This window comes from Amorphus orientalis, from assembly GCF_030814015.1.
Classification (GTDB): Bacteria; Pseudomonadota; Alphaproteobacteria; order Rhizobiales; family Amorphaceae; genus Amorphus; species Amorphus orientalis.
In genome coordinates, this window is record NZ_JAUSUL010000002.1 from 551,262 (window position 1) to 574,020 (window position 22,759).

General features: G+C 67.1%; 15 protein-coding genes. 6 read left to right on the forward strand and 9 right to left on the reverse strand.

What is annotated here, in order from left to right:
* Positions 1-27: 27 nt before the first annotated feature.
* Positions 28-909, forward strand: a complete 882-nt coding sequence (locus J2S73_RS10360) for a YicC/YloC family endoribonuclease (RefSeq protein ID WP_306885448.1) — start codon at positions 28-30, stop codon at positions 907-909.
* Positions 910-952: 43 nt separating this feature from the next.
* Positions 953-1,558 (forward strand): guanylate kinase, encoded by a 606-nt coding sequence (gene gmk / locus J2S73_RS10365; protein WP_306886298.1) that lies wholly within the window; start codon positions 953-955, stop codon positions 1,556-1,558.
* A gap of 55 nt (positions 1,559-1,613) precedes the next feature.
* Here gmk and rsmA read toward each other — a convergent pair whose 3' ends face one another.
* The 6 genes from rsmA to lptF form a co-directional block, all read right to left on the reverse strand.
* Complete coding sequence (gene rsmA, locus J2S73_RS10370) at positions 1,614-2,483, reverse strand: 16S rRNA (adenine(1518)-N(6)/adenine(1519)-N(6))-dimethyltransferase RsmA (RefSeq protein ID WP_306885449.1); 870 nt, start codon at positions 2,481-2,483, stop codon at positions 1,614-1,616.
* Positions 2,476-3,525, reverse strand: a complete 1,050-nt coding sequence (gene pdxA / locus J2S73_RS10375) for a 4-hydroxythreonine-4-phosphate dehydrogenase PdxA (RefSeq protein ID WP_306885450.1) — start codon at positions 3,523-3,525, stop codon at positions 2,476-2,478. The genes rsmA and pdxA overlap by 8 nt, the downstream gene beginning before the upstream one ends.
* A gap of 7 nt (positions 3,526-3,532) precedes the next feature.
* Positions 3,533-4,474: a SurA N-terminal domain-containing protein gene (locus J2S73_RS10380; protein ID WP_306885451.1), complete on the reverse strand. Its 942-nt coding sequence runs from the start codon at positions 4,472-4,474 to the stop codon at positions 3,533-3,535.
* Positions 4,475-4,678: 204 nt separating this feature from the next.
* Positions 4,679-7,087 (reverse strand): LPS-assembly protein LptD, encoded by a 2,409-nt coding sequence (locus J2S73_RS10385; protein WP_306885452.1) that lies wholly within the window; start codon positions 7,085-7,087, stop codon positions 4,679-4,681.
* An 8-nt stretch (positions 7,088-7,095) separates the two neighbouring features.
* Complete coding sequence (gene lptG, locus J2S73_RS10390) at positions 7,096-8,187, reverse strand: LPS export ABC transporter permease LptG (protein ID WP_306885453.1); 1,092 nt, start codon at positions 8,185-8,187, stop codon at positions 7,096-7,098.
* The gene (gene lptF, locus J2S73_RS10395; RefSeq protein ID WP_306885454.1) at positions 8,184-9,374 is read right to left on the reverse strand and encodes an LPS export ABC transporter permease LptF; all 1,191 of its coding nucleotides are present in this window, start codon (positions 9,372-9,374) and stop codon (positions 8,184-8,186) included. Before lptF ends, lptG begins: the two co-directional genes overlap by 4 nt.
* A gap of 257 nt (positions 9,375-9,631) precedes the next feature.
* Here lptF and J2S73_RS10400 point away from each other — a divergent pair, with 257 nt between their 5' ends.
* Positions 9,632-11,128: a leucyl aminopeptidase gene (locus J2S73_RS10400; RefSeq protein ID WP_306885455.1), complete on the forward strand. Its 1,497-nt coding sequence runs from the start codon at positions 9,632-9,634 to the stop codon at positions 11,126-11,128.
* Positions 11,129-11,457: 329 nt separating this feature from the next.
* Positions 11,458-11,910, forward strand: coding sequence for a DNA polymerase III subunit chi (locus J2S73_RS10405; RefSeq protein ID WP_306885456.1), 453 nt, complete (start codon positions 11,458-11,460; stop codon positions 11,908-11,910).
* Between the two features lie 10 nt (positions 11,911-11,920).
* Here the strand turns inward: J2S73_RS10405 and J2S73_RS10410 are convergent, their stop codons facing one another.
* A complete protein-coding gene (locus J2S73_RS10410) occupies positions 11,921-13,810 on the reverse strand; it encodes an ABC-F family ATP-binding cassette domain-containing protein (RefSeq protein WP_306885457.1) in 1,890 nt (629 codons plus the stop codon).
* A gap of 55 nt (positions 13,811-13,865) precedes the next feature.
* Positions 13,866-14,378, reverse strand: a complete 513-nt coding sequence (locus J2S73_RS10415) for a DinB family protein (protein WP_306885458.1) — start codon at positions 14,376-14,378, stop codon at positions 13,866-13,868.
* A 110-nt stretch (positions 14,379-14,488) separates the two neighbouring features.
* Here J2S73_RS10415 and J2S73_RS10420 point away from each other — a divergent pair, with 110 nt between their 5' ends.
* Both J2S73_RS10420 and ndk read left to right on the forward strand, forming a co-directional pair.
* Positions 14,489-15,178, forward strand: coding sequence for a glutathione S-transferase family protein (locus tag J2S73_RS10420; protein WP_306885459.1), 690 nt, complete (start codon positions 14,489-14,491; stop codon positions 15,176-15,178).
* Between the two features lie 117 nt (positions 15,179-15,295).
* Positions 15,296-15,718 (forward strand): nucleoside-diphosphate kinase, encoded by a 423-nt coding sequence (gene ndk, locus J2S73_RS10425; protein ID WP_306885460.1) that lies wholly within the window; start codon positions 15,296-15,298, stop codon positions 15,716-15,718.
* 112 nt (positions 15,719-15,830) lie between these two features.
* On the opposite strand, the gene J2S73_RS10430 is transcribed toward ndk, so the two are convergent.
* A complete protein-coding gene (locus tag J2S73_RS10430; RefSeq protein WP_306885461.1) occupies positions 15,831-22,457 on the reverse strand; it encodes an apolipoprotein A-IV repeat region-like domain-containing protein in 6,627 nt (2,208 codons plus the stop codon).
* Positions 22,458-22,759 lie beyond the last annotated feature (302 nt).

Below are 22,759 nucleotides of genomic sequence, written 5' to 3' on the forward strand. Positions count from 1 at the left end.
AAACCCGTTGGTTTGGGGAGACCGTTCATGACGCTCTCCTCGATGACGGGATTTGCGTCCGCACGCGGCGAAGCCGACGGGGTGAGCTGGGCCTGGGAGGCCCGTTCGGTCAACGGGCGGGGACTGGATGTCCGGTTGCGCCTGCCTCCAGGCTGGGACCGGCTCGATCCGGTCGTCCGCGACCGGGTGTCGAAACGCTTCAAGCGCGGCAACGTGTCGATCTCGCTTGCCGTGTCGCAGACCGAAAGCGTCGCCCGTTACACACTGAACGAGAGCCATCTGGAAGCCATTCTGGCCCTGATCCGGCCGCTCCAGGCGAGCGGCGAGGTGGCGCCGCCGAGTGCCGACGGGCTGCTCGCCATCAAGGGCGTGCTTGAACCGGTCGAGGTCGCGTCGACCTCCGACGAGGGGCTCGATGAGCGCATCCTGGGCGACCTGGATCGTCTGCTCGCCATGCTGGAGGAGAACCGGCGTGCCGAGGGGACGCGGCTCGCCGGCGTTGTCCGGGCTCAGGTGACGGCGATCTCCGATCTCGCGAAATCGGCCCGGGCGCACCCCTCGCGCAGCACCGAAGCCGTACGCGACCGGCTCGCCGCACAGGTCACGGCGCTGCTGGACGCCTCCAATTCCCTCGACGAGGCCCGGCTTTACCAGGAGGCGGCCCTGCTGGCCACGCGGGCCGACATCGCCGAAGAGCTCGACCGCCTCGACGGGCACGTGGAGGCCGCGGCCGCGCTGTTGTCGGACGGCGGTGCCGTCGGCCGGCGCCTCGATTTCCTCGCGCAGGAATGCCACCGGGAGGCCAATACGCTGACCTCCAAGTCCGTGCACCGGGACGTGACCGCGCTCGGGCTGGAACTGAAGGTGGTGATCGACCAGCTGCGCGAGCAGGTCCAGAATCTGGAGTAGACGCGTGTCGGAACCGAAGGCCGATCTGCCCCGCCGGGGCGTCATGCTGGTGCTGTCCTCGCCTTCGGGGGCGGGCAAGTCGACCCTCTCGCGCGCGGTTCTGGACACCGACGACAATATCGAGCTGTCGATTTCGGCGACCACCCGCGCCAAGCGCATGAGCGAAGCCGACGGCGTGCACTATCACTTCATGTCGCAGCGCCAGTTCGAGGCGATGCGGGACCAGGGCGAGCTCCTCGAATGGGCCGAGGTCCACGGCAACTTCTATGGAACGCCCCGCGCGCCCGTCGAAGCGGCCCTGGCGCGCGGCGAGGACATCCTGTTCGACATCGACTGGCAGGGCACCTTGCAGCTCTACGAGTCGAGCCGGGAAGACGTGGTGTCGATCTTCGTGCTGCCGCCTTCCGGGGCGGAGCTGAAGGTCCGTCTGGAACGCCGGGCGGAGGACGATGCGGAGACGATCGCCAAGCGCCTCTCGAACGCCAAGACCGAACTGACGCACTGGAGCGAGTACGACTACGTCATCGTCAACGACGATCTCGAACGGGCTCTGGCCGGCGTGCGGTCCATCCTGGCCGCCGAACGCCTGAAGCGCGCCCGGTCGCCGGGCCTGTCCGATTTCGTGGACGGTCTGATCGCCGATCTCTGAACCGAACGGTCGATGGGCGCGTATCCGTGCCTCTCACCGGATGGCTGAAGCTGGTTCAGTCCGACCGGACATCGCTCCCGGCCCGGGTCTGGTCCAGCGCGCGCGCGAGTGCCACGAAACCCTCCACGGACACCGTCTCCGCCCGTGCGGTTGGCTCCAGGCCGGCGGATTCGATCAGGGCGAGGGTGTCGCCGCCCAGGCTCTTCAGGCTCTGACGGAGCATCTTGCGGCGCTGCCCGAACGCGGCCGCCGTGACCCGGCTGAGCGTCGGGCCGTGGCAGGCGAGCGGTTCCGCACGGGGCGTCAGGTGCACCACGGCCGACACGACCTTCGGCGGCGGCGTGAAGGCCTTCGGGCTGATGTCGAAGAGGATCCGGGCTTCGGCGCGCCAGCCGGTCAGGACGCTGAGCCGTCCGTAGGCCGCGCTCCCGGGCTTTGCGATCAGCCGCTCCGCCACCTCTTTCTGAAACATGAGGGTAAGCGACTGCCACCAGGGAGGCCACGGCTCGGTTTCCAGCCAGCCGACGAGCAGGGCCGTTCCGACGTTGTACGGCAGGTTCGCCACGATAGTGCCGGGCCGGCCATCGAGGTGCGCCGCCATGTCGACGGACAGCGCATCGCCTTCGATGATCTCCAGCCGTCCGGGATAGTGCGCGGCGACATCCTGCAGCGCCTCCACGCAGCGGCGATCACGCTCGATGGCCACGACCTTGCGCGCGCCCTCCATCAGGAGCGCCCGGGTCAGGCCGCCCGGCCCGGGGCCGACCTCGACGACGGTTGCGGCCGACAGGTCACCGCCGGCCCGTGCGATGCGCCGGGTGAGATTGAGGTCGAGAAGAAAATTCTGGCCGAGCGATTTGCGCGCGCTGAGGCCGTGGGCGCGGATGACGTCGCGCAGCGGCGGCAGCGGATCGTCTTCACTCATCGAGATCGGCGGGAGCGGTCCCGATGGTGCTCATCCCGTCGGCCATGGCGAGCGCTGCCAGAAAGCTCTCGGGACCCGCCCGGCCAGTTGCCGCCAGGTCGAAGGCGGTGCCATGGTCCGGAGACGTGCGCACGAAGGGCAGGCCGAGGGTGACGTTGACCGTCTCGTCGAAGGCGAGCGTCTTCACCGGGATCAGGGCCTGATCGTGATACATGGCCAGCACCACGTCGTAGCCCGCCCGGGCGCGGGCGGAGAAGATCGCGTCGGCCGGGAAGGGGCCTCTGACGTCGAGGCCTTCGTCCTTGAGCCGGGCGATCGCAGGTGCGATCACGGCTTCGTCCTCGCTGCCGAGCGCGCCGCCTTCGCCCGCATGCGGATTGAGCCCCGTGACCGCGATCCGGGGCGCGGGGATGCCGAAGCGGTCGCGCAGATCGGCGTCGACGATCCGTCCGGTGGTGACGATCATGTCGGAGGTCAGCGCGTTCGGGACGTCCCGCAGGGGAATGTGGACGGTTACGGGAACGGTCCGCAACTGGGGGCCGGCGAGCATCATGATCGGCGTCGCCGGCACCTTGTACAGATGCTCGGCTAGGGCGCCGAGATATTCGGTATGGCCAGGATAGGTGAAGTTTGCGCCGTAGAGGCTCTTCTTGTGGATCGGGCTGGTGACGACGGCCCGGGCCTCTCCGGCGTGGACCGCGGTCACGGCCCGGTCGATCGAGCCGATCACGGCCGCCGCGTCGGCTCCCGACGGCGCGCCCGGAACGCCGGCTACGGCGCAGTCGAGCGACACCACCGGAATGGCGCGGCCGAACAGCGCCACCGCTTCCGACGGGCTGCAGACCTCAAGCCGGACATCGAGGCCGAGGGCCTCGGCGCGTCGGGCGAGAAACTCCGGGTCGCCGGCCACGAAGAAGGGCGGCACGGCCTGGCGGTCCCGCATGGACCAGGCCATCAGCGCGAGATCCGGGCCGATGCCGGCCGGTTCGCCGAGGGTGACGGCCAGCGGGGCTGGCTGCCGGTCGTGGGCCCTGTCGAGCATGGCCGGATCAGCGCCGCTCGATCACGGCATCCTTGCGCAGATTGCGGAGGTACTGGCGGGAAAAGAGCTCGCCTTCCTCGCCCGCAATTTCCTGCTGCACTTCCTGGATTGCAGCTTCCGTGCTCCGGACGGTCTCTTTCGCGCAGACCGCAATCATCACGTAGCCCTCGTCGGACTTCTCCGGGGGCGTCAGGCGGCCGACGCTGGTCTCCTCGATCGTGGCCTGCATCTCGTCCGGAAGCTCGTTTGCGAGGCGACGGCCGACCGACTTGACGACGACCCCCTGCAGTTCGCGGGCGAGCGACAGACCGTCGGCGCAGGACGTGAACCGGGACCGCAGCTGACGGGCCTTGGCCTGGGCGCGGGAAGCCTCACCGCCGGACGCGTTCTTCGGCACCACGACAATCACGCGGTCGAGCTGGTATTCGGTGATGTCCTTCGCGGCTTCGCTGCCTTTCTCGCGCAGCGTGGCGATCAGGTCCTGCTCGGTCAGCGAACGCGAACTGCTGTAGCGCGAGCGGACCACCTGGGCCCAGGCGATCTGGGTCCTCAGCCGGTCTTTCAAGGTCTGCGGGTTCACGCCGTTCTGAAGCAGGGCCTTCTCGAAGTTCGAGGGCGAGAGCTTCACGCGCTGGGCGATGTCGGCGAACGCGGAATTCACCTGGGCATCGGGCACCCGGACGCCGTTGCGCTTGGCCTCCTGCATCTGGAGCGTCTCCTCGATGAGCTGCTCCTGGGCTTCGCTGCGCGGATTGCGACCGCCGCCGCCGGTCAGCCGGACCAGCTTGGCCCTCTGATCGATGGCATAGTTGGTGATCGGTTCGTCGTTCACGACGAGTTCGATCCGCGTCTGGGCGAATGCCGGCTGCTGCGTTTGGAACAGCGCGATGAGACCCAGCGCCACGAGCCAGATTGCCGGGATGCGAAGAAAACCAGTCCGTACCGCCACGCTCATCCTCCAATTGCGCCTGTCGCGTGGTGTCCACGTCGTGAGCCGCTGCCTCCGCCGGATCGGCGCGCGGCTGCGCCGTCGGCAGGAACGCGCCGAGCTGCGCGTTCGGTAAAGCTTCCGTCGACCGGCGCCTCGAGGATCATCCGCCAGCGGCTCCATCTGTCCCTGGGAGCCCGAAACCGGCGATCCGACCGCTCCGGATCAATCGGTAAGATAATCGTTCACGAGGCCGGTTGACAGGTCCGTGTCGCCGAGCGTCCGCAGGCCGAAGCGGAAGAACACCGTGCGATCGACCGGATAGGTCGGATAGCCGCCCCGGTCTTCGGAGAAGGTGAGGGACACCGACATGGAATCGTCGTCGTAGCCCACACCAAACCCGTCACGCACCACGCCCGAATCCTCCAGGTCGTAGCGAACCCGTCCATACAGGCGCCAGTTCCGCAGGAACCTCAGGTTCGCGGCGCCCTGAACCTCGCGCCGATCCTCGGTGATCCCGAGATCCGGCTGCGCAGCCATGAAGGCGTAGATCACCTGCGACGTCACCGGTCCGGTCACGCCGGTGGCCTGGGCCTCGAAACGGTTCGGCTCGAGATCCTCGCTGTCCAGCCGGCCCTGCGCGCTGAGATTGAGCCCCATATTTGTGTCGAGATAGAGGCTCGCGACATAGTCGGAGGCGTCGTCTTCGAGGCCCGAATATTCCGTGGCGTCGAGGATGCCCGGCGCGGAATAGGAGTTTTTGCCGGCCAGCTGATAGGACTGTCCGATCAGGCCCGACAGGAAACCTCCGCCGTAGGTCGAGGCGGTATAGCGCAGGCCGAGGTTGGCGCGGGTGCCGCCCTCGACGCGGTCGAATCCGGAGAACTTGTCAGCCTGGAACAGGGTCGTGTCGTCGAACACGATGCTCTGGGCATCTTCGTTCGGCAACTCTCCGATGCCCGTCTCGTCCGGTCGGGCAATGACCTGGGCGACCGGTTCGAACAGCTGGGTGCCCCAGCTGTGGGCGCTGAGCCAGGGATAGCGGTATTCCACGCCCGCAGTCGGCATGGCGCGACCGACCAGGGTTTCGTCGGCCAGCGCGGTGACGTTCGGATCCGTGGAGTCCAGCATGAACAGGTCGGCCTGCGCGGAGACGAACGGCGTGAAGATCTGTCCGATCGGGTCGATCAGCTGCCGGCGCCAGTCGGCCTTGGCGCTGGTCCGCGTGAAGGTGCCCGCGACGCCGCGGAACCGGGCCTGGCCGTTGGTCGTGAAGATGGCGTCGGTCTCGTCGCGGGTCAGCGAGGTGAGGTTCATGTCGTAGGAGAACTGGCCACCGAGGATCGGCTGGTCGGACAGCACCTTGTAGTCCACCACGGGGTGGACGTACGGCTGCTTTTCCTGCTGGTCGATTCCCGTCGGCGTGAACGGCGAGCCGATCGGCGGCGAGGTCACGCCGCGATAGGTGTAGTCCTCCCGCAGCACCTGATAGGCCATCGCCCGCGCGTCGAAATAATTCATCCCGGCAATGCCGGTGAGGAAGATCTGCGATGTGCTCGTCGACTGCCACAGCTGGGCGTAGTCGCTGGCGAACGTAACGTCGCTGAAATAGGCGGCGTCCCAGCCCCAGGTCCAGTACTGGTTGATCGTGAACCGCCCGGTGCCAACGATCGCTCCGCGATAGTCGGTATCGCCGGCCGTTCCAGCAAAAGCGCTCGGATCCAGCTGCTTGATGCCGGCACCGCGGATCGAGATCTCGCCGCTGCGAAGCTGCTGACGGTATTCCACGTCGAGCAGAACACCCTGGCGGGACATCGGCGTCGCCGTAAAGGTGACGTCCCAACTCTCGGCCGGCGCCCAGTAGTACGGGATCGACGCGCCGGCACCGAGGTCTTCCGAATAGAAGACGGCCGGACGCAGGAAACCGGACCGGCGCTTCTGGCTCGGATCGGGGTGACTGAAATAGGGGAAGTACGCGACGGGGACGCCCCAGAACTCGAAGCGCGGTCCGCGGTAGGTGATGGTCTTCTTGTCCTTGTCGTGGACGATCTTGGTCGCCTTGATCTGCCAGGTCGGCGGCCGGTCCGGATTGGCAAGGCAGGAATAGCACGCTGTGTAGACGCCGCGGTGCAGCGTCGTGACCGTTCCGTCCTCCCGTTCGGCGCGCTCCGCGGCGAGGCGGGTGCGCTCCGGCGTGTCGATGCGCAGGGAGTTGACGAAGCCGTCCCGGAAATCGTCCGTCAGCGAGATCGTTTCCGCGACGATGATGTTTCCATCCGGCTCGGTGAGCTTGGCGCCGTTTTCGGCCGTAAAGCGGCCCGTTGTGCGGTCGAGCTTCACCCGGTTCGCGAACAGGGTATAGCCGTTATAGTACATCTCGACGTTGCCGACCGCCGAGATGACGTCGGTCTCACGGTCGTAGATCAGCTCGTCGGCCTGCAGCACCAGCTCCGAATCGCCGGCGGGCGCGGCCGACGCGAAGAGATCGTCTTCCTGCGTGTCCTGGGCGAGGGCGAGCGGAGGCGCGATCAGCGCCGTCGTCAGGACGAGCGCCAACAGCACCCCGGCACCACGCCGCGGCGACGTCAGCCGGCGAACGGAAGCCTTCTGGCCCGGCTGTAAAATGCGACGCATCCCCAGCCTCATCCGTCCTCCTGATGCAGCAGGATCGAAACACCCAACAAAATAGCAGCCAGCCCCGGTGCCCACGCCGCCGCAGACGGCGATATCACTCCGGCGCCCCCTAGGTCGCTTGTGATCTCAGCGGTAACATAAAGCACGAACCCGGCGGCGACGCCACCTGCTATGGCACGTGCTACACCACCAAGCCTAGCCATTCGTAAAGATACGGTCGCGGCGATAAGAACCATTGCCGCCAATAGGATGGGCCGGGCCAGCAGGGTCTGGTAGCGCAGCCGGTAGCGGTAGGCCGGGAGCCCTGCGCGCTGGGTCAGCGCGATGACGCCGGGGAGCCGCCAGAACGGGACGGCATCGGGCTGCGCGACCGTCTCCCGGACTTCCGCCGGCGTCAGGAAGGTGGAGAGCGAATAGGTATCCAGCTCCTCGCTCTCTCCGTCCGTGGAATAGAGGGTGACTCCCTCCAGGAGCCACTCGCCATCGCTCAGGGTCGCCTTGCGGGCATTGATCCGCTGGCGAAAGACGTTCTCGTCATCGAACTGGTAGACGGCGACGTCAAAAAGCTCTTCGCCGCCGGACACGACCTGGCGGGCGTGGACGATCGACTCGCCTTCCAGTCCGTCCTGTCGGAACCAGACGTCGCCGCTGGTCTGGATGAGCAGGTTCTGCTCGCCCTCGAACAGCGTCGTGCCGAGCCGGTTGGCCCGCTCCTTCATGGTTGCCGAAAGCGGATTGTAGATCGTCGTCGCGCCCATGCCGATCAGGATCGCGACCACGAGGGCGGGAGCGGCGAACTGCCAGACCGAGACGCCCGCCGCCCGCACCACGACGAGTTCCAGCCGTCGACTGAGCCCGATGAAGGCTGCGATTGAGCCGAACAGAACTGCAAAGGGAAGGAATTCCTCGGTAAGGGACGGCGTGCGGAGCGCGGAAATCAGGAGCGCTCTGAGGACCGTGATACTGTCGGAGTCGCTTGTGCGCCGCAACAGCTCGAGAAAGTCCGCAAGCAGGATGATCGCGGTGCCGAGCAGGAAGACGGCGCCGATCGAGCTCACGAATCGCATCGCGAGGTAGCGGGGAAGGACGATACCGCTCATGGCGCAGCCTGCCCCCGGGCGGCAAGGGCTTTCTGGCCCCGGGCCGTATTGAACTTCTTGATCCAGTCAGTGACTTCGGCGGCGATGCGCTCGTGAACGTGCACCGTCCGGTTGGTCAGGATCATCCAGAGCGCGATTGCCGAGGCCCCGAGCGGGATCCCGTACATCGCCAGGGTGAAGATGGGAAAGCGGACCGACAGGGTGGTGGCGACAAAGCCGAGGAAACGCACGGCACCGATCACCACGATCGCGCCCATGATGGATGCGGTTCGGCCCTGGCGCAGGGTCTGCGGGTCGCCGACGAACAGGAACCCGATGAGAACGAGCGCGAGCGGATAGAGCGGCTGTGCGAATCTGTCGTGCATCTCCACCCGGAACCGGTCGGCATTGGCGATTGCGTACGAATCGTCAGGGTCCGGGTTCATCAGCTCGAACACGGTGCGTTCGCTCGGCCGGAAGGTGGCGGAGACGTTGTTGGGCAGCATGCTCGTCAGGTCGAAGGCATAGGCGTCGAACTGGACGATGGACATCTCGCCGTCCCGCCGGTCGAAGCGCTGCATCGAGCCGTTGCGCATCACCAGAAGCGTGGTGTCGGCGGTCTCCACGATGCGGCCCGTCGCGGCCAGATAGGTCTGGCTCTTGGCCGGGTCGCGCTCGTCGGACAGGACCAGGCCCTGCAAAGAGCCGTCGCGCAGCCGGTCGCGGATATGGACCGTCAGGCCGTTCTCCATGGACATGAAGCGGCCGGGCTGCAGTACGGTGGCGATCACGTCGGCGCGGACCTGGGTCAGCAGGACGCGGACCTTCTTCAGTCCCATGGGCGCGACCCAGGTGGACACGACGAGCATGGCCAGCGTGACGAGAACGCCGAGGATGAGGCTCGGCTTGAGCAGCTGCCAGCGCGAATTGCCGGCCGCGCTCATCACCACGAGCTCGCTGTCCCCGTTGAAGGTGTTGTAGACGCTGACCATCGCCATCACGAGCGCGATCGGAGCGGTCAGCAGCATCAGGAAGGGAATCGCCAGGCCGGTGAGCTGGATGAAAAGCCCGAGCGTCTGTCCCTTCGAGGTCACCACGTCGAGCTGACGCAGTGCCTGCGTGGTCCACACGACCGCAGTCAGCACGACCATCACCGCGATGAACGCGGTGGCAACGCGGCGGAAAATGTAGAACTCGATCAGACGCATGTAACCAAGAAACGATCACCCAGGCGGAACAGGCCCACACTCGCGCGCCGGCCTTGTCGACGCATCCGCGGGATACAAGCATAGCCACTCGATCGCCCTTAATAGGCGGTGAAGCGACAAGGTTAAAGTCGCTTCAAAGTGAACGATGCGGGTCCGGCTTGCGGAGCGGGCCATCACCGTCCATTTTTCCGCCAGCGGCTTCGCCGCCGGCACCCCTGTGCCTTTCCTCCCGACAACTCAACGAGGTTACCGCCGCCATGACCGCTTCCCCCACGATCAGCTTTGTCGAGGCGTCCCGGCCGGTCGACGGGGTCGTCATCGTCCTTGTCGGCGAAAATGCCGCACTCGGAGCGATCGGCCGCGAGATCGACGAGGCCTCCGACGGCCTTCTCAAGCGCGCCATGGAGCTCGCCTCGTTCAAGGGCAAGCGCCTGAAGACGCTGGAGCTGCTTGCCCCGGCGGGGCTCGGCTACGAGCGCATCGTCCTGGTCGGAATCGGGGGCGGGGAGCCCAGCGAATCGGAGTGGACGGATATCGGCGGCGCGGCCTTCGGCGCGCTCGCGGCGCGTAAATCAGCCCGGAAGGCGACCCTGGTCGCCGAACGTCCCGACGGCGCGCGGGTCGATACCGGCGCCGCCATGCAGATGGCGCTCGGCATGCGTCTGAGGGCCTATGGCTTCGACCGTTACAAAACGAAGTCGGAGGACAACGGAAGCAGCGAGGGCATCGATATCGCGTTCGCGGTCGCAGATCCGTCCGAGGCGACCGAAGCCTGGCCGAACTTCAGCGGCATCGCCGACGGCGTGATCCTCGCGCGCGATCTGGTCAACGAGCCGGCCAACGTGCTGGGGCCGGTGGAATTCGCCGAGCGCGCCTCGGAACTGTCGCGGCTCGGCGTCGAGATCGAGGTGCTGGAAGAAGCCGACATGAAGGCGCTCGGCATGAACGCGCTTCTCGGTGTCGCCCAGGGCTCCGAGCGTCCGCCGCGGCTCGTGGTGATGCGCTGGCAGGGGGGCAACGACGCGCCGCCCGTGGCCGTCGTCGGCAAGGGCGTGGTGTTCGATACCGGCGGCATCTCCATCAAGCCGGCGGCCAACATGGAGGACATGAAAGGCGACATGGGCGGTGCGGCCACGGTCGTCGGCCTCATGCACGCGCTCGCCGCCCGCAAGGCTCATGCGAACGTGGTCGGCGTCATCGGGCTGGTGGAAAACATGCCCGACGGCAAGGCCCAGCGCCCGGGCGACATCGTCACCTCCATGTCCGGGCAAACCATCGAGATCATCAACACCGACGCCGAAGGCCGCCTGGTTCTGGCCGATGCGCTTCATTACACGATCGACCGGTTCAAGCCGCAGTTCGTCGTGGATCTGGCCACGCTCACGGGTGCCGTCATCATCGCGCTCGGCCATCACAATGCGGGGCTGTTCACCAACGACGACAAGCTGGCCACGGAGTTTTCCGCCGCCGGGCAGGCGACCGGTGACACCGTCTGGCGGCTGCCGCTCGGCCGCGAGTACGACAAGCTGATCGATTCCAAGGTCGCGGACATGAAGAACACTGGCGGCCGGTCGGCGGGCTCTATCACGGCAGCCCAGTTCCTCAAGCGCTATGTCGGGGAGACCTCCTGGGTCCACCTCGATATCGCCGGTACGGGCATGAACGCGCCGACGACCGAGATCAGCCGCACGTTCGCGTCCGGCTTCGGTGTCCGCCTGATCGACCGGGTGATCGCCGACAACTACGAGGAATAAGAGCAAAGCCAGGAAAAGTGGGCACCGGTTTTCCGTCCGGCTTTGCGGGGAAGAAAGCAAAGCCAGGAAAAGTGGGCACCGGTTTTCCGTCCGGCTTTGCGGGGGGAGACAGCAAAGCCAGGAAAAGTGGGAACCGGCTTTCCGTCCGGCTTGCGGGAGAAGAATCTTGTCCGCTCACGCCAGCTCGCTTTGCTCGCGGCTGCGCGGGCGCGGCCTGACCGGCCGGCACGCAGTCGCGCGCTGGACTGTTGGAAACCAGACGTCCGGCCGGATGTGCGAAGCAGTGGGACAGGCGGGCGGTGTGCCCGGAGGAGACGTCAGTCGCGGCTATGACCGAGGTGCTGTTCTACCATCTGGAGCGCCAGCCGCTCGATCAGGTCCTTCCGACGCTGCTCGAGCGGTCGCTGGCGCGCGGATGGAGGGTCGTGGTCCAGTCGAGCGACCCGGAACGCCGCGACGCGCTGGACGCTCATCTCTGGACCTATCGGGACGACGCCTTTCTGCCCCATGGCACCGCCCATGACGGCCATGCGTCGCTGCAGCCGATCTGGCTGACGGCGGTCGACGAGAACCCGAACCAGGCCAATGTCCGCTTTCTGGTGGACCGGGCGACCACGGACGACCTCTCCGCCTACGAACGGGTCGTCTATCTGTTCGATGGTCACGATCCGGAATCGGTCCAGGACGCCCGGAGCCGCTGGAGCGAGGCGAAGGCGGCCGGCCACAGCGTCACCTACTGGCGCCAGAGCGCATCCGGCGCATGGGAAAAGAAAGCCGGATAAGTCTTTGAGATCAGTCGACTGAAAGCGCTTCTTCGTACTCCGCCGAAAGCGTGATCCAGTCTTCTTCCAGCTTCGCGATCTCCGCGGCGGTGTCGGCACGCTCCTTCGCCAGCGAGGCACCCTTGCCCGGATCCTTCGAGAACAGCTTCGGGTCGGCGAGTGCGGCATCGAGGGTGGCGAGGCGGGTCTGCTGCGCTTCCAGCTTGCGTTCGGCCGCGGTGATCTTCTTCTTCAGAGGTGCCAGCTCCGCCCGGGCCTGGGCTGCCGCGCGCCGGCGATCCTGGGCCGATCCGCGCGCCCGGTCGTCGCCGCCGTCCCTTGGGGTCGTGTCGGCGTCGGTGCGCAAGAGCATCGAGCGATAGTCGTCGAGATCCCCGTCGAACGGCGCGACCGTGCCGTTGCCAACCAGCCAGAGCCGATCGGCGCACGCCTCAATGAGATAGGGGTCGTGGGAGATCAGCAGGACGGCGCCGGCATAGTCGTTGATGGCTTCCATCAGCGCCTGGCGGCTGTCGATGTCGAGATGGTTGGTCGGCTCGTCGAGGATCAGAAGATGCGGTCCCTCGAAGGTCGCAAGGCCGAGCAGGAGCCGGGCCCGCTCGCCGCCGGAGAGCGTGTCGGCAGGCGTGTCCATCCGTGATCCGGCCAGACCGAAATTCGCGACCCGGGCCCTGACCTTGGCCTCCGGAACGCCCGGAAGCCGGCGACGGACGTGATCGACGGGCGTCTCGCTGCCGACCAGCTCGTCGAGCTGGTGCTGGGCGAAATAGGCGACGGTCAGCTTGTCGGCGGCGACGATCCGGCCCGTCTCGGCCTTGAGCCGGCGGGCGATCAGCTTGGCGAACGTGGACTTGCCGTTGCCGTTGGAGCCGAGCAGGGCGATCCGGTCGTCGTCGTCGATGCGCAGCGTCAGACCGGACAGGATCGGCTTTCCGGGCTCGTAGCCGACGGAGACGCCTTCCATGGTGACGATCGGCGGCGAGAGGCGGCCCGGCGGATCGGCGAGCCGGATCGGCAGCACCTGATCGTCGACCACCGGCGCGATGGTCTCCATCTTTTCCAGCTTCTTCAGCCGGGACTGGGCCTGCCGCGCCTTGGACGCCTTGGCGCGGAAGCGGTCCACGAACGCCTGGAGGTGCTTGCGTTCCGCTTCCTGCTTGGCGATGCGCTTTTCCTGCAGCATGGCCTGTTCTGCGCGCTGCCGCGCGAAGGAATTGTAGCCGCCGGAATAAAGCGTCAGCTTGCCCTGATCCAGGTGCAGGATCCGGTCCACCGCGCCGTTCAGAAGGTCCCGGTCGTGCGAGATCAGCAGCACGGTATGGGGATAGCGGGCGAGATAACTCTCCAGCCAGATCGTGCCTTCCAGGTCGAGATAGTTCGTCGGCTCGTCGAGGAGCAGAAGGTCTGGCGCGGAGAACAGGACGGCGGCGAGCGCCACGCGCATCCGCCATCCGCCGGAGAACTCGTGGCAGGGCCGGGCCTGGGCGGCGGTCGAAAAGCCGAGGCCGGAGAGGATGCGCGCCGCGCGGGCCTCCGCGGAGTGGGCGTCGATGTCGGACAGGCGGACGTGGATCTCGGCGATCCGCGCGGGATCCGTGGCCGTCTCCGCCTCCGCCAGAAGCGACGCGCGTTCGGTATCGGCGGCCAGCACCCATTCCGTCAGCGTCGCGTCGCTGGCCGGCGCCTCCTGGGCGACGGCCCCGATCCGGGTCCCCTTGGGAAGCCGGATATCGCCGCTCTCGGGCGACAGGTCGCCCTGGATCAGCTTGAACAGGGTGGTCTTGCCGGTCCCGTTGCGGCCGACGAAGCCGACCTTCGCGCGCGCGGGAAAGCTCGCGCTCGCCCCGTCGAACAGGGTGCGTCCGGCAATTCGGTAGGTGAGGTCGGTCACGGTCAGCATGGGGCGAGGGTTGTGCCGTGAAAATCAGGCCTCGGCAACCGGTCTTCGACGCGGATCAGGCCAGCCCGATACCGGTCTCGCGCTGATAGTAGATCAGATCGAGCGACGGGGCCGTCCCGACGGTCCGTGTCAGCAGCGCGTGGACCTGGCCGCGGTGGTGCGTCTGGTGGTTGAAGAAGTGGATCAGGGCCGGGGCAAGCGGCTGCGAGACCTGCCGGGAGGGGTCGGTCATCGGCCGGTAGTGGAAATTGTCGGCCAGCGCCTGGTCGGAAAGACCGTCAACGAAGCGGACGATCCGCGTGTCCTCGGCCCGACGGGCGGAGCGCAGCGCGTCGAACTCCTCGAACAGGATCTCGTCGAGGGAGGACGGCGACGGACCGTCGCCGGTAAAGCGGTTGAGCCAGATCCGGTCGGCCACAAGAATATGATTGAGCGTGCCGTGGACCGACTTGAAGAACGCGCCCTGGTCCGCCCGGTAGTTCTCGTCGGAGATGGCGGCGGCGGCCTCGTAAAGCCGGTCATTGCACCACGCGTTGTAGCCGGCCATCATCCCAAAATGGTGCTGCATGTCGTGTCCCCCTTCCGCGTGTCTCGCCTGTTTCTAATCTGACGTCCGGGTGCCCTCAATATCGACAAAACGCATGGCTCCACCTGACAGCCATGAGAACGGGAGTGGAGATGAGCATCGTTCTTTACGATCTGTGCGGGGCCGATGACCGGCGCTTTTCGCCCTATTGCTGGCGGGTCAAGATGGCCCTGGCGCACAAGGGCCTGCCGTTCGAGACCCGGCCGGTCCCGTTCCGCCAGATCCGCGACATCTGCGACGGGGCGCAGACCAGCGTGCCGGTGATCGAGGACGACGGGCGCATCGTGCGCGATTCCTTCGATATCGCCGTCTATCTGGAGACGACCTATCCCGAGCTGCCCTCGCTCTTCGGCGGAGCGGCCGGGCTGGGGCTGTCCCGGTTCGTGGACAAGTGGTCCGTTCTCGAGATCAACGCGACCCTGGTTCGTATGATCGTCGCCGACATTCACGGCGTCCTTCAGCCGGACGATGAACCCTATTTCCGCGAAACCCGGGAAAAGCGCTTCGGCGCCCGGCTGGAAGAGGTTCAGGAAGGCCGCGAGGAGCGGCTGGAAACGTTGCGGGCCAAGCTCGAACCGGCCCGCCAGACGCTCGCCCGCCAACCCTATCTATCTGGAATAACGCCGCTTTTCGCCGATTTCATCCTGTTCGGCACGTTGCAGTGGGCGCGGATCGCAAGTCCGTTGCAGATCCTTGCGGACGACGATCCGATCCGTCCCTGGTTCGAGGGCTGCCTGGATCTTTACGGCGGCATCGGGCGTTCGGCGGCCGCTGCCGCCTGACTTCGCGGCAAAGCGCGACCGGAGGGGTTGCAGCTTCTTCCCGCCCACAGCTATAGCAGCGCGGATCGGTCCTGACCGGACCATTCGCCCCATTCCATCCCTGAAGGATCTGATCCCATGGCGCTCGAACGCACCTTTTCCATGATCAAGCCGGATGCCACCCGGCGCAACATCACCGGCAAGATCGTCGACAAGCTCGAATCGGCCGGCCTCCGCGTCGTCGCGCAGAAGCGCATCCTGATGTCGAAGAAGACCGCCGAGGCCTTCTACGCGGTCCACAGCGAGCGCCCGTTCTTCCAGGAGCTCACCGAGTTCATGTCCTCCGGTCCGGTGGTCGTGCAGGTGCTGGAAGGCGAGAACGCCATCGCCAAGAACCGCGAAGTGATGGGCGCCACCGATCCGGCCAAGGCCGATCCGGGCACCATCCGCGCCGAGTTCGCGGAATCGATCGGCGAGAATTCCGTGCACGGCTCCGACGCGCCCGGCACCGCCAAGGAAGAGATCGCCTTCTTCTTCTCCGGCTCCGAAATCACCGGCTGAGACCGGATCCATGATTGACAGGCGGGCCGTTGTTGCGGCCCGGCCGTTATGAAAGAAAAAGCCCGGAAGGCATGGCCTCCCGGGCTTTTTTGTCGGCTCAGAGCGGTGCGCCTCAGGCGAGGCGGCCGCTGGCGTGGGCAAGCATGGTATAGAGCTTGCCCGTCTCCGAGGTGAGGTAGGTCCGGCTGGTGGACCCCGACCGGTCGGTCTGGGCGACTTCCGAGATCAGCTGCTCGAAGTCGTCCACGTACCGGTCGACAGCCTCGCGGAAATCCCGGTCGCGCTGATACTTGCGGCGGATCTCGTCGAAGGTCTGCTGCCCCTCCATGGTGTAGAGGCGGCGGCTGAAGACCTTGCGCTCGCCGCGATTGTAGCGCTGCCAGGCTTCCCGGTAGGTGTCCTCGTCCACGGCCCGCGACATGTCGTTGGACAGGACGTCGAGGCTCTCGGTCGCCGGGGTGGCCTCATGTTCCACCTCCGGACGGCCGCGGGATCCGCGATCGTCGTCCTCGTGGGCCGAGGCGCGGCGGAGCAGATCGGCGACCCAACCCGTCGCCTGGCCGGTTCCCTCGTCGGGGTCGGGCAGACGCTGGGCCGGACGCTGATCCCGGCCACCGCCGCCGCCGCCGCGCTGCTGCGGTGCCTGACGGGCGCGTGCCGGGGCCGGGGCCCGGGCGGCTTCAGCCTGGCGCGGCGCCGGCTGCTCGGTCCGCGCCGGAGCGCGTTCCATCACCACCGCATCCGGCTCGGCGTCCGACACGTCGGTGACCGCCATCGTGTCAGCCTCGGCCTGCGGCCGTGCCGGCCGGCGGGCCTGACGGGCCTCGATGGCCGAGCGGGGCTGCTCGGTGTGGGCGGAGACGATGTTGGCGAGCTCCTTGAGGGCCTCGATCTGGTCGGTGACGGCCCGGCGCATGGCGGCGGAATTCTCCATCGCCTCGTCGGGCAGTTCCAGGACGCCCCGCTTCATCTCGCTGCGCGTGGCTTCCAGTTCCCGCTTCATCTGCTCGGCGGCGGACCGCATGTCCTCCGTCGCGCTGGTGAACCGGGACGCCATCTCGCGCAGCGATTGGCTCATCTCCTCCGACATCGCCGACTGGGCTTCGCGGACGGCTTCACGCGCCCGGTTGCCCTGGTCGCTCGCGGAAGAGGCAATCGCTGCGAGCTGGTCGGCCAGGCTCTCGGAGGCCTGCTCCACGGTCCGTTCGATCAGGGTGGAGGTTTCCTGCGCCCGGCTCTCGGCGGAAGAGATGGACTGCTCGACCCGGGCGAGGAAGCCCTTCATGGTCTGGTCGATGGTGTCCGTCTTCTCCGTCAGCGACGAGGCGATCTCCTCGATGGCCGCACGGTGTTCCGCCATGGTGCCTTCCACCGTCTGGTGGGCGGCCTCGAAGCGGCGGGTGGCGTCGAGCAGGCCGCTGGTCTGGCCGTCGATCTGGCGGTGGAGCGCCTGCAGGCTCTCCAGGGCGCCACTGGTCAGGCTGCGCAGCTCCTCCGTCTGAGTGGCGAGGGTCTCGCCGGTCTGGGAGGAGGTGCGGCCAGCCTCGTCGACGCTCTCCTGGAACCGGCGGAGCTGGTCGCCGAGGGCCGATTCGACCTCCGACATCGCGCCGCCGATCGCCGACAGGGTCTCGTGGAGGCTGGTGTTGTTGCTCTCCAGATTGCCCACCAGCGCGCTGAGGTCCTCACGCAGCGTGCGCTTGAGTTCCTCTGACTCCTCGCTGAACCGGCGCGAGGCGTCGGTGAGGATCGACTGCAGCCCGTTGCCGTCGGCGGAGATCTTCTCGGCGATCTCCGAAAGCGGCGTGATGGAGGTCTCCACGGTGGTCTGAACCGCCTCGCGCAGCACGCTCTGAGCCCGGTCGCTCTCCTGCTTGAGGCTCGTGGCGATGTCGCTCGTGCCGTCGCGGGTGAGGCGGTCGATCTCTTCCAGGTGGCTGCGGAAGGTCGCGGTGATCTCCGTCTGGCTTTCGTTCAGGCCGCGGGCGACGTCGCGGGCACGCTCGATCAGCGTGTCGCTGAGCCGCTCGATGCGGCCGTCCAGCGCCTGCTCCATGGATTCGAGCCGGCGTCCGAGGACCTCGTCGATCTCCTTGCCGCGGATGCCGACGGTCTCCACCAGCTCGGTGGCGCGCCCGTCGACCAGCTCCCGGAAACCGGTGAGCTGCTGCTCGAAGCGGTCCTGCACCGAGCCAGCGCGGGCGGTGAGGATCTCCTCGAAGTGGCCGATCTGGCTCGACAGTGCCGAGTTGAGGCTCTCGCTGCGGTTGGACAGGAGGTCGTCGAGGCGCTGGGCCTGGGCGTCGAGGCGCGCCTCGAACCCGTCGCCCGAGCTCGACAGCAGCGAGTCGAGGTGGCCGATATAGCCTTCGATCCGCGTGTTGAGCTCGCCGCCGCGGGACGACAGCAGCTCGTCGAGACGGCTGACGTTCTGGCCGAGACTGCGCTCCATGCCTTCGGAGTGGCCGGACAGGACCTCGTCGAGGCGCGTGGCGGTTTCCTGGCTCGCCAGACGGATCTGGTCGCTGCGCTCGGCCAGGAGCTCGTTGATGCGGGTCATGCTGTCGTCGACGGAGGCGCGCATCTCGCCGTGACGCGAGGTGAGCACTTCGTCCAGGCGCGACACGCTGCGGTCCACCGTCGAGCGGATGTGACCTTCGTGCGAGGACAGCACCTCGTCGAGACGGCCGACATTCTGGTCCACATGGGTGCGGATCTGCTCGCCCTGGGTTTCCAGACGTTCGGCGACCGCGCCGGCGCTCTTGGTGATCTCCTCGGCCACCTTGGCGCCGCGCTGGCCGATGGCGCGGGAGATTTCCGCACCGGCGGTCGCCAGCGTCTCGCCGAGTTCGGCCGTACGCGTGCCGAGCGTGGCGGACGCGTTGTGGACCATGTCGCCGATCCGGCCTTCCAGCGAGCCCGCATGCCCCTCCAGGGTCTCGGCGAGCTCGGTGGTGTGGTAGCCGAGCGTGGAGGTGATGGCGCGGACGGCGCCGTCGATCCGCTCGTTGAAGCTGGACGCCTGATGGTCGAGAGCCTCGCCGAGGGAACCGGTGTGGCCGTCGAGCGACGAGGTGATGGCGTAGATCGCCTCCTGGACACGCTCCTCGAACGCACCGGCCCGGCCTTCGATGGTCTCCGCAAGGGCCTCGGTCTGATTGCCGAGCGAGGCGGTCGTGGTCTGCACCAGGGTGCCGACACGGTGCTCCAGGGCTCCGGTCCGGTCCTCGATGACGTTCGCGATGCGGTCGGTCTGAGCCTCCAGAGTGGAGGAGGCGGACTGAACCGCGGTCTCGATCCGGCCCTCGAGCGAGCCGGTCCGGGTCTCCAGCATCTCCGCGAGGGCGTCGGTCTGGTTGCCCAGCGATGCCGTCACGGTCTGCATGAGGTTGCCGACCCGGTCCTCCAGGGCGCCGGTGCGGCTCTCGATGACATCCACGATCCGCCCGGCCTGAGCCTCCAGGGAAGACGAGGCGGACTGGGCCGCGGCCTCCAGCCGCTCTTCCAGCGTACCGGTGCGGCTCTCGATCGCTTCCGCCATCAGGCTGGTCTGGATCTCAAGCGAGGAGGAGGCAGAGCGCACCGCGCTTTCCACTCGGCTCTCCATGGAGCCCGTGCGGCCCTCGATCGCTTCCGCGAGCAGGGTGGTCTGGTTCTCCAGCGAGGACGAGACGGACTGCACGGCGGTCTCGACGCGGCTTTCGAACGAGCCGGTCCGGCTCTCGATGGTTTCGGCGAGCGACCAGGTGTGCTGGTCCAGCGACGCGGTGAGCGACTGAACGGCGGAGCCGACCCGCTCCTCGAACGCACCGGTCTTCTCGTCCAGGGTGCTGGAGAGGGTGGTGGTCGATTCGGAGAACAGCTCGGCAAAGTGGGCCGCCGAGGTCGACAGCGTCTCGTCGAGGGTCCGTCCTTCCACAGAGATCGTCTCGTAGATGCGCTCGACGCTCTGGGAAATCCGCTCGGCGAGCGCGTATCCGGACACCGAGATGCTCTCGTCCAGGCGCGACGCGCTGGCGTCCAGGTGGCCGGCGAGGGCCTCCGACTGCTGGGCGAACTCCGAGATCATGGCGTTGCTGGTCTCGCTGAGGGCGGAGACCACCTGCTCGACCTCGGTGGTGAAGCGGCCGGTGACGCTCTCGGCGTAGCTGGAGAGCTGGCCGACCACTTCCTCGCTGCGGGTGCTGAGCTGGCTGTCGAACGCGGTGACGGCCGTTTCCAGGGTTTCCTGCAGTTCGCGGTTGCGGGCCTCGAACGAGGATTCCAGCAGTTCGCGCCGACCCGACAGGAGTTCGTCGGCGCTGGCGATCTGGGCCTCGATGGTGCTGGCGAACTCGGTCGAGCGCTGGTCGATGACCTCGGCAGCCCGCTCGGTGAGCGAGGAGAGGGTGCCTTCGATCTCCGCCATCCGGCTGTCGACGCTGTCGCCGAGGGCGTCGTTGGCCGCACCGATGGTTCCGAGCAGGCGCTCGCCGGTGTCGCTGAGGGCGTAGTGGAGATCGGTGACCTTGCCGTCGATGGACGACACCAGCCGGGTCGCGGTCTCGGTGAGGGCGGTGTCGACGGACGTCGCGCGCTCCTCGAAGCCGAGAACGATCCGCTCGGTGACCTCGCTGAGATTGGTCTCCAGGCCGGACAGCCGCTCGTCGAGTTCGACGGTGAAGCGGCCGGCAGTGCCGAGGATGGCGGTGTCGATGGCCGACAGGCGCTCCTCGATGGTTTGGCTGAGGCGCTCGCCGGCGACGGCGACGGTGTTGTCCACCGCGGACAGGCGGTCGTCGATGGTGCCGGAGAGCTGGGCGCTCGCGCCGTCGAGGGAGGCGGTGATGCGCTCGTGGGCCGTATCCAGCGACAGCATCAGCGCTTCCGAGCGCTCGTCCACGCCCGTGGTGACACGCTCCGCGGCCCCGACCAGGGTCTGGTCGAAGCGCTCCAGATGGCCGTCCACCGTGGTGGTCAGGCGGCCGCCGGCCTCCTCGATGGCGGTGGTGACCCGGTCCTCGGTGGTGAACAGCATCTCGTGCAGGTTGGTGAAGCGTTCGTCGAAGCTGGACGCGATCCGTTCGCTGGCCTGGCCGACCGACTGCTCGAAGGCTTCCATCCGGTCGTCGAACATCGCCGTGAACCGGCCGTCGGCGCTGTCGATCGCCGCCGTAACCCGGTGTTCGGCGGAGGTGAGGGCCTCGTGCAGGCTGCTGGAGCGCTGATCGAAGACCGACGCCATCCGCTCGCTGGAGGTCTCGAAGAGCGTGTTGAGCGCGCCGAGCCGGTCGCCGACCAGGTCGGACAACTGGGTGGACGCGCCATCGACCGCGCCGACGATCTCGGTGCGCGAGGTTTCGACCAGCGTGTTGAAGCTGCCGAGGCGGTCGTAGACGGCGTTGGAGAACTGGGTGGAGGCGCCGTCGATCGCTCCCACGACGTCGTCGCGGGAGGTCTCGAACAGGGCGTTGAAGCTGCCCAGCCGTTCGTTGACGGTGTCGGAGAACTGGACCGAGGCGCCGTCGATCGCACCGACCACCTGCTCGTGGGCGGTGGAGAGGGTCGCGTTGAGCGCGTCGTAGCGCTGCGACACCGTCTCGGACAGACGCATGCTGGCGGTGTTGACGGCGTCATCGAGGGCGCCGAGCCGCTCGTCCACGGTCCCGGTGAAGCGGGCGGTGGCGCTGTCGAGCTGCTGGCCCACCTTTTCGTTGGTCGCCTGCAGCGAGGCGTCGAGCGCCTCGAAGCGCGCACCGATGGACGCCACCACCTGGTCGCCGGCGGAGGTGAGCGACTGGGTGAGGCTGTCACGGGCGGTATCGACTTCGCCGCGCACGTCGCCCACCAGCGACTGCAGCGTTTCCGTCAGCGTCGACTGGCTCAGGTCGAGCTGCGACTTGAGCTGGTTGGCGTTGTTGGCCACTTCCTGGCGCTCGTTGACCAGCTCGTTGATCAGGTTGCGGATCGTGACCTCGTGCTCGCCATAGGTCCGCTCCAGGGCGGAAACCTCGCGCTTGACGAGGACTTCCAGTTCACTGGCCCGGGCAAGCGCGCGTTCGATGCCGTCGCCCATCGCCGCGACCTCGCGGCGGATGGTCTGGCCAACCGTCACCATGCCTTCCGACATGTTGGTCTCGGGCTCGGCGAGCTTTAGTGCGACGTCGGTCATGGAGCGCGCCGCCAGCCGGAACTCCTGGCCACGGCGCACCATGTAGCCGATGGCGAAGAACATCAGGACCGGAATGCCGAGCAGCGCCAGCAGAACCAGGAACTCGGTGGTGCCGGCGAAAGCGGTGAAGGCTTCTGGGCTTGCGAATGCGCCGGAGACCTGCTGCGAGGCGATGGCGATCCCGGCACCGACCCAGACGACGCTCATCAGCGCGGCGATCCCGATCGGCCAGTTGGACGGACGCTGGGACGCGGCGAGGGCGAGGCGCGCGTCGTGGCGGTCGTCATTGGCGGCGGAACTCGGCCGGGTGAGGCCACGCCGGCGCGGCTTGGCGGGCTCCGGCTCGGCTTCCGGTTCGCTGTCCTCAAGCTCCGCGTCGGCGTTTGCGGACGACTGCTCTTTCTGGCTCATCGCCTCCAGAGCGGCCGCCATCTCCGCTTCGATCGCATCGGAGAAGTCCGATTCCGACTTTTTGCTCTTGGGCTTGCGGGTGTCACCCGACGTCTGGCCCAAATCGAAGAGTGCCTCTTCCACGGCGGAAAGGGCAGCCTCAGCGGGATCGTTCGCCTTCGAAGATTGCGTGGCCATGGTGTCTTGTCGCCTCGCGTCCGTACGCTGTACTCATCGGGTCAACCGGCTGCCCACTACTCGGGCCGCAGGTCCGGAATGCCTCTCGGCGCTTCCCACCCCACGCGTCATCGGTGAACCGGGTCGGTTCCGGCATCGCCGAAGCCCGATCGAAGTGGTTCGTCGGGCCGGCTCAAGACTGTTCGCAAATCACCCGATCGTCGCGTGAAACGGGAATTCTTAATAATTTGGTAATCGCATATCCGGAGGTCCGGAACAAGGAAACGACCTGAGTAGACAGGGGTCTATGGTTAATGTTCGCG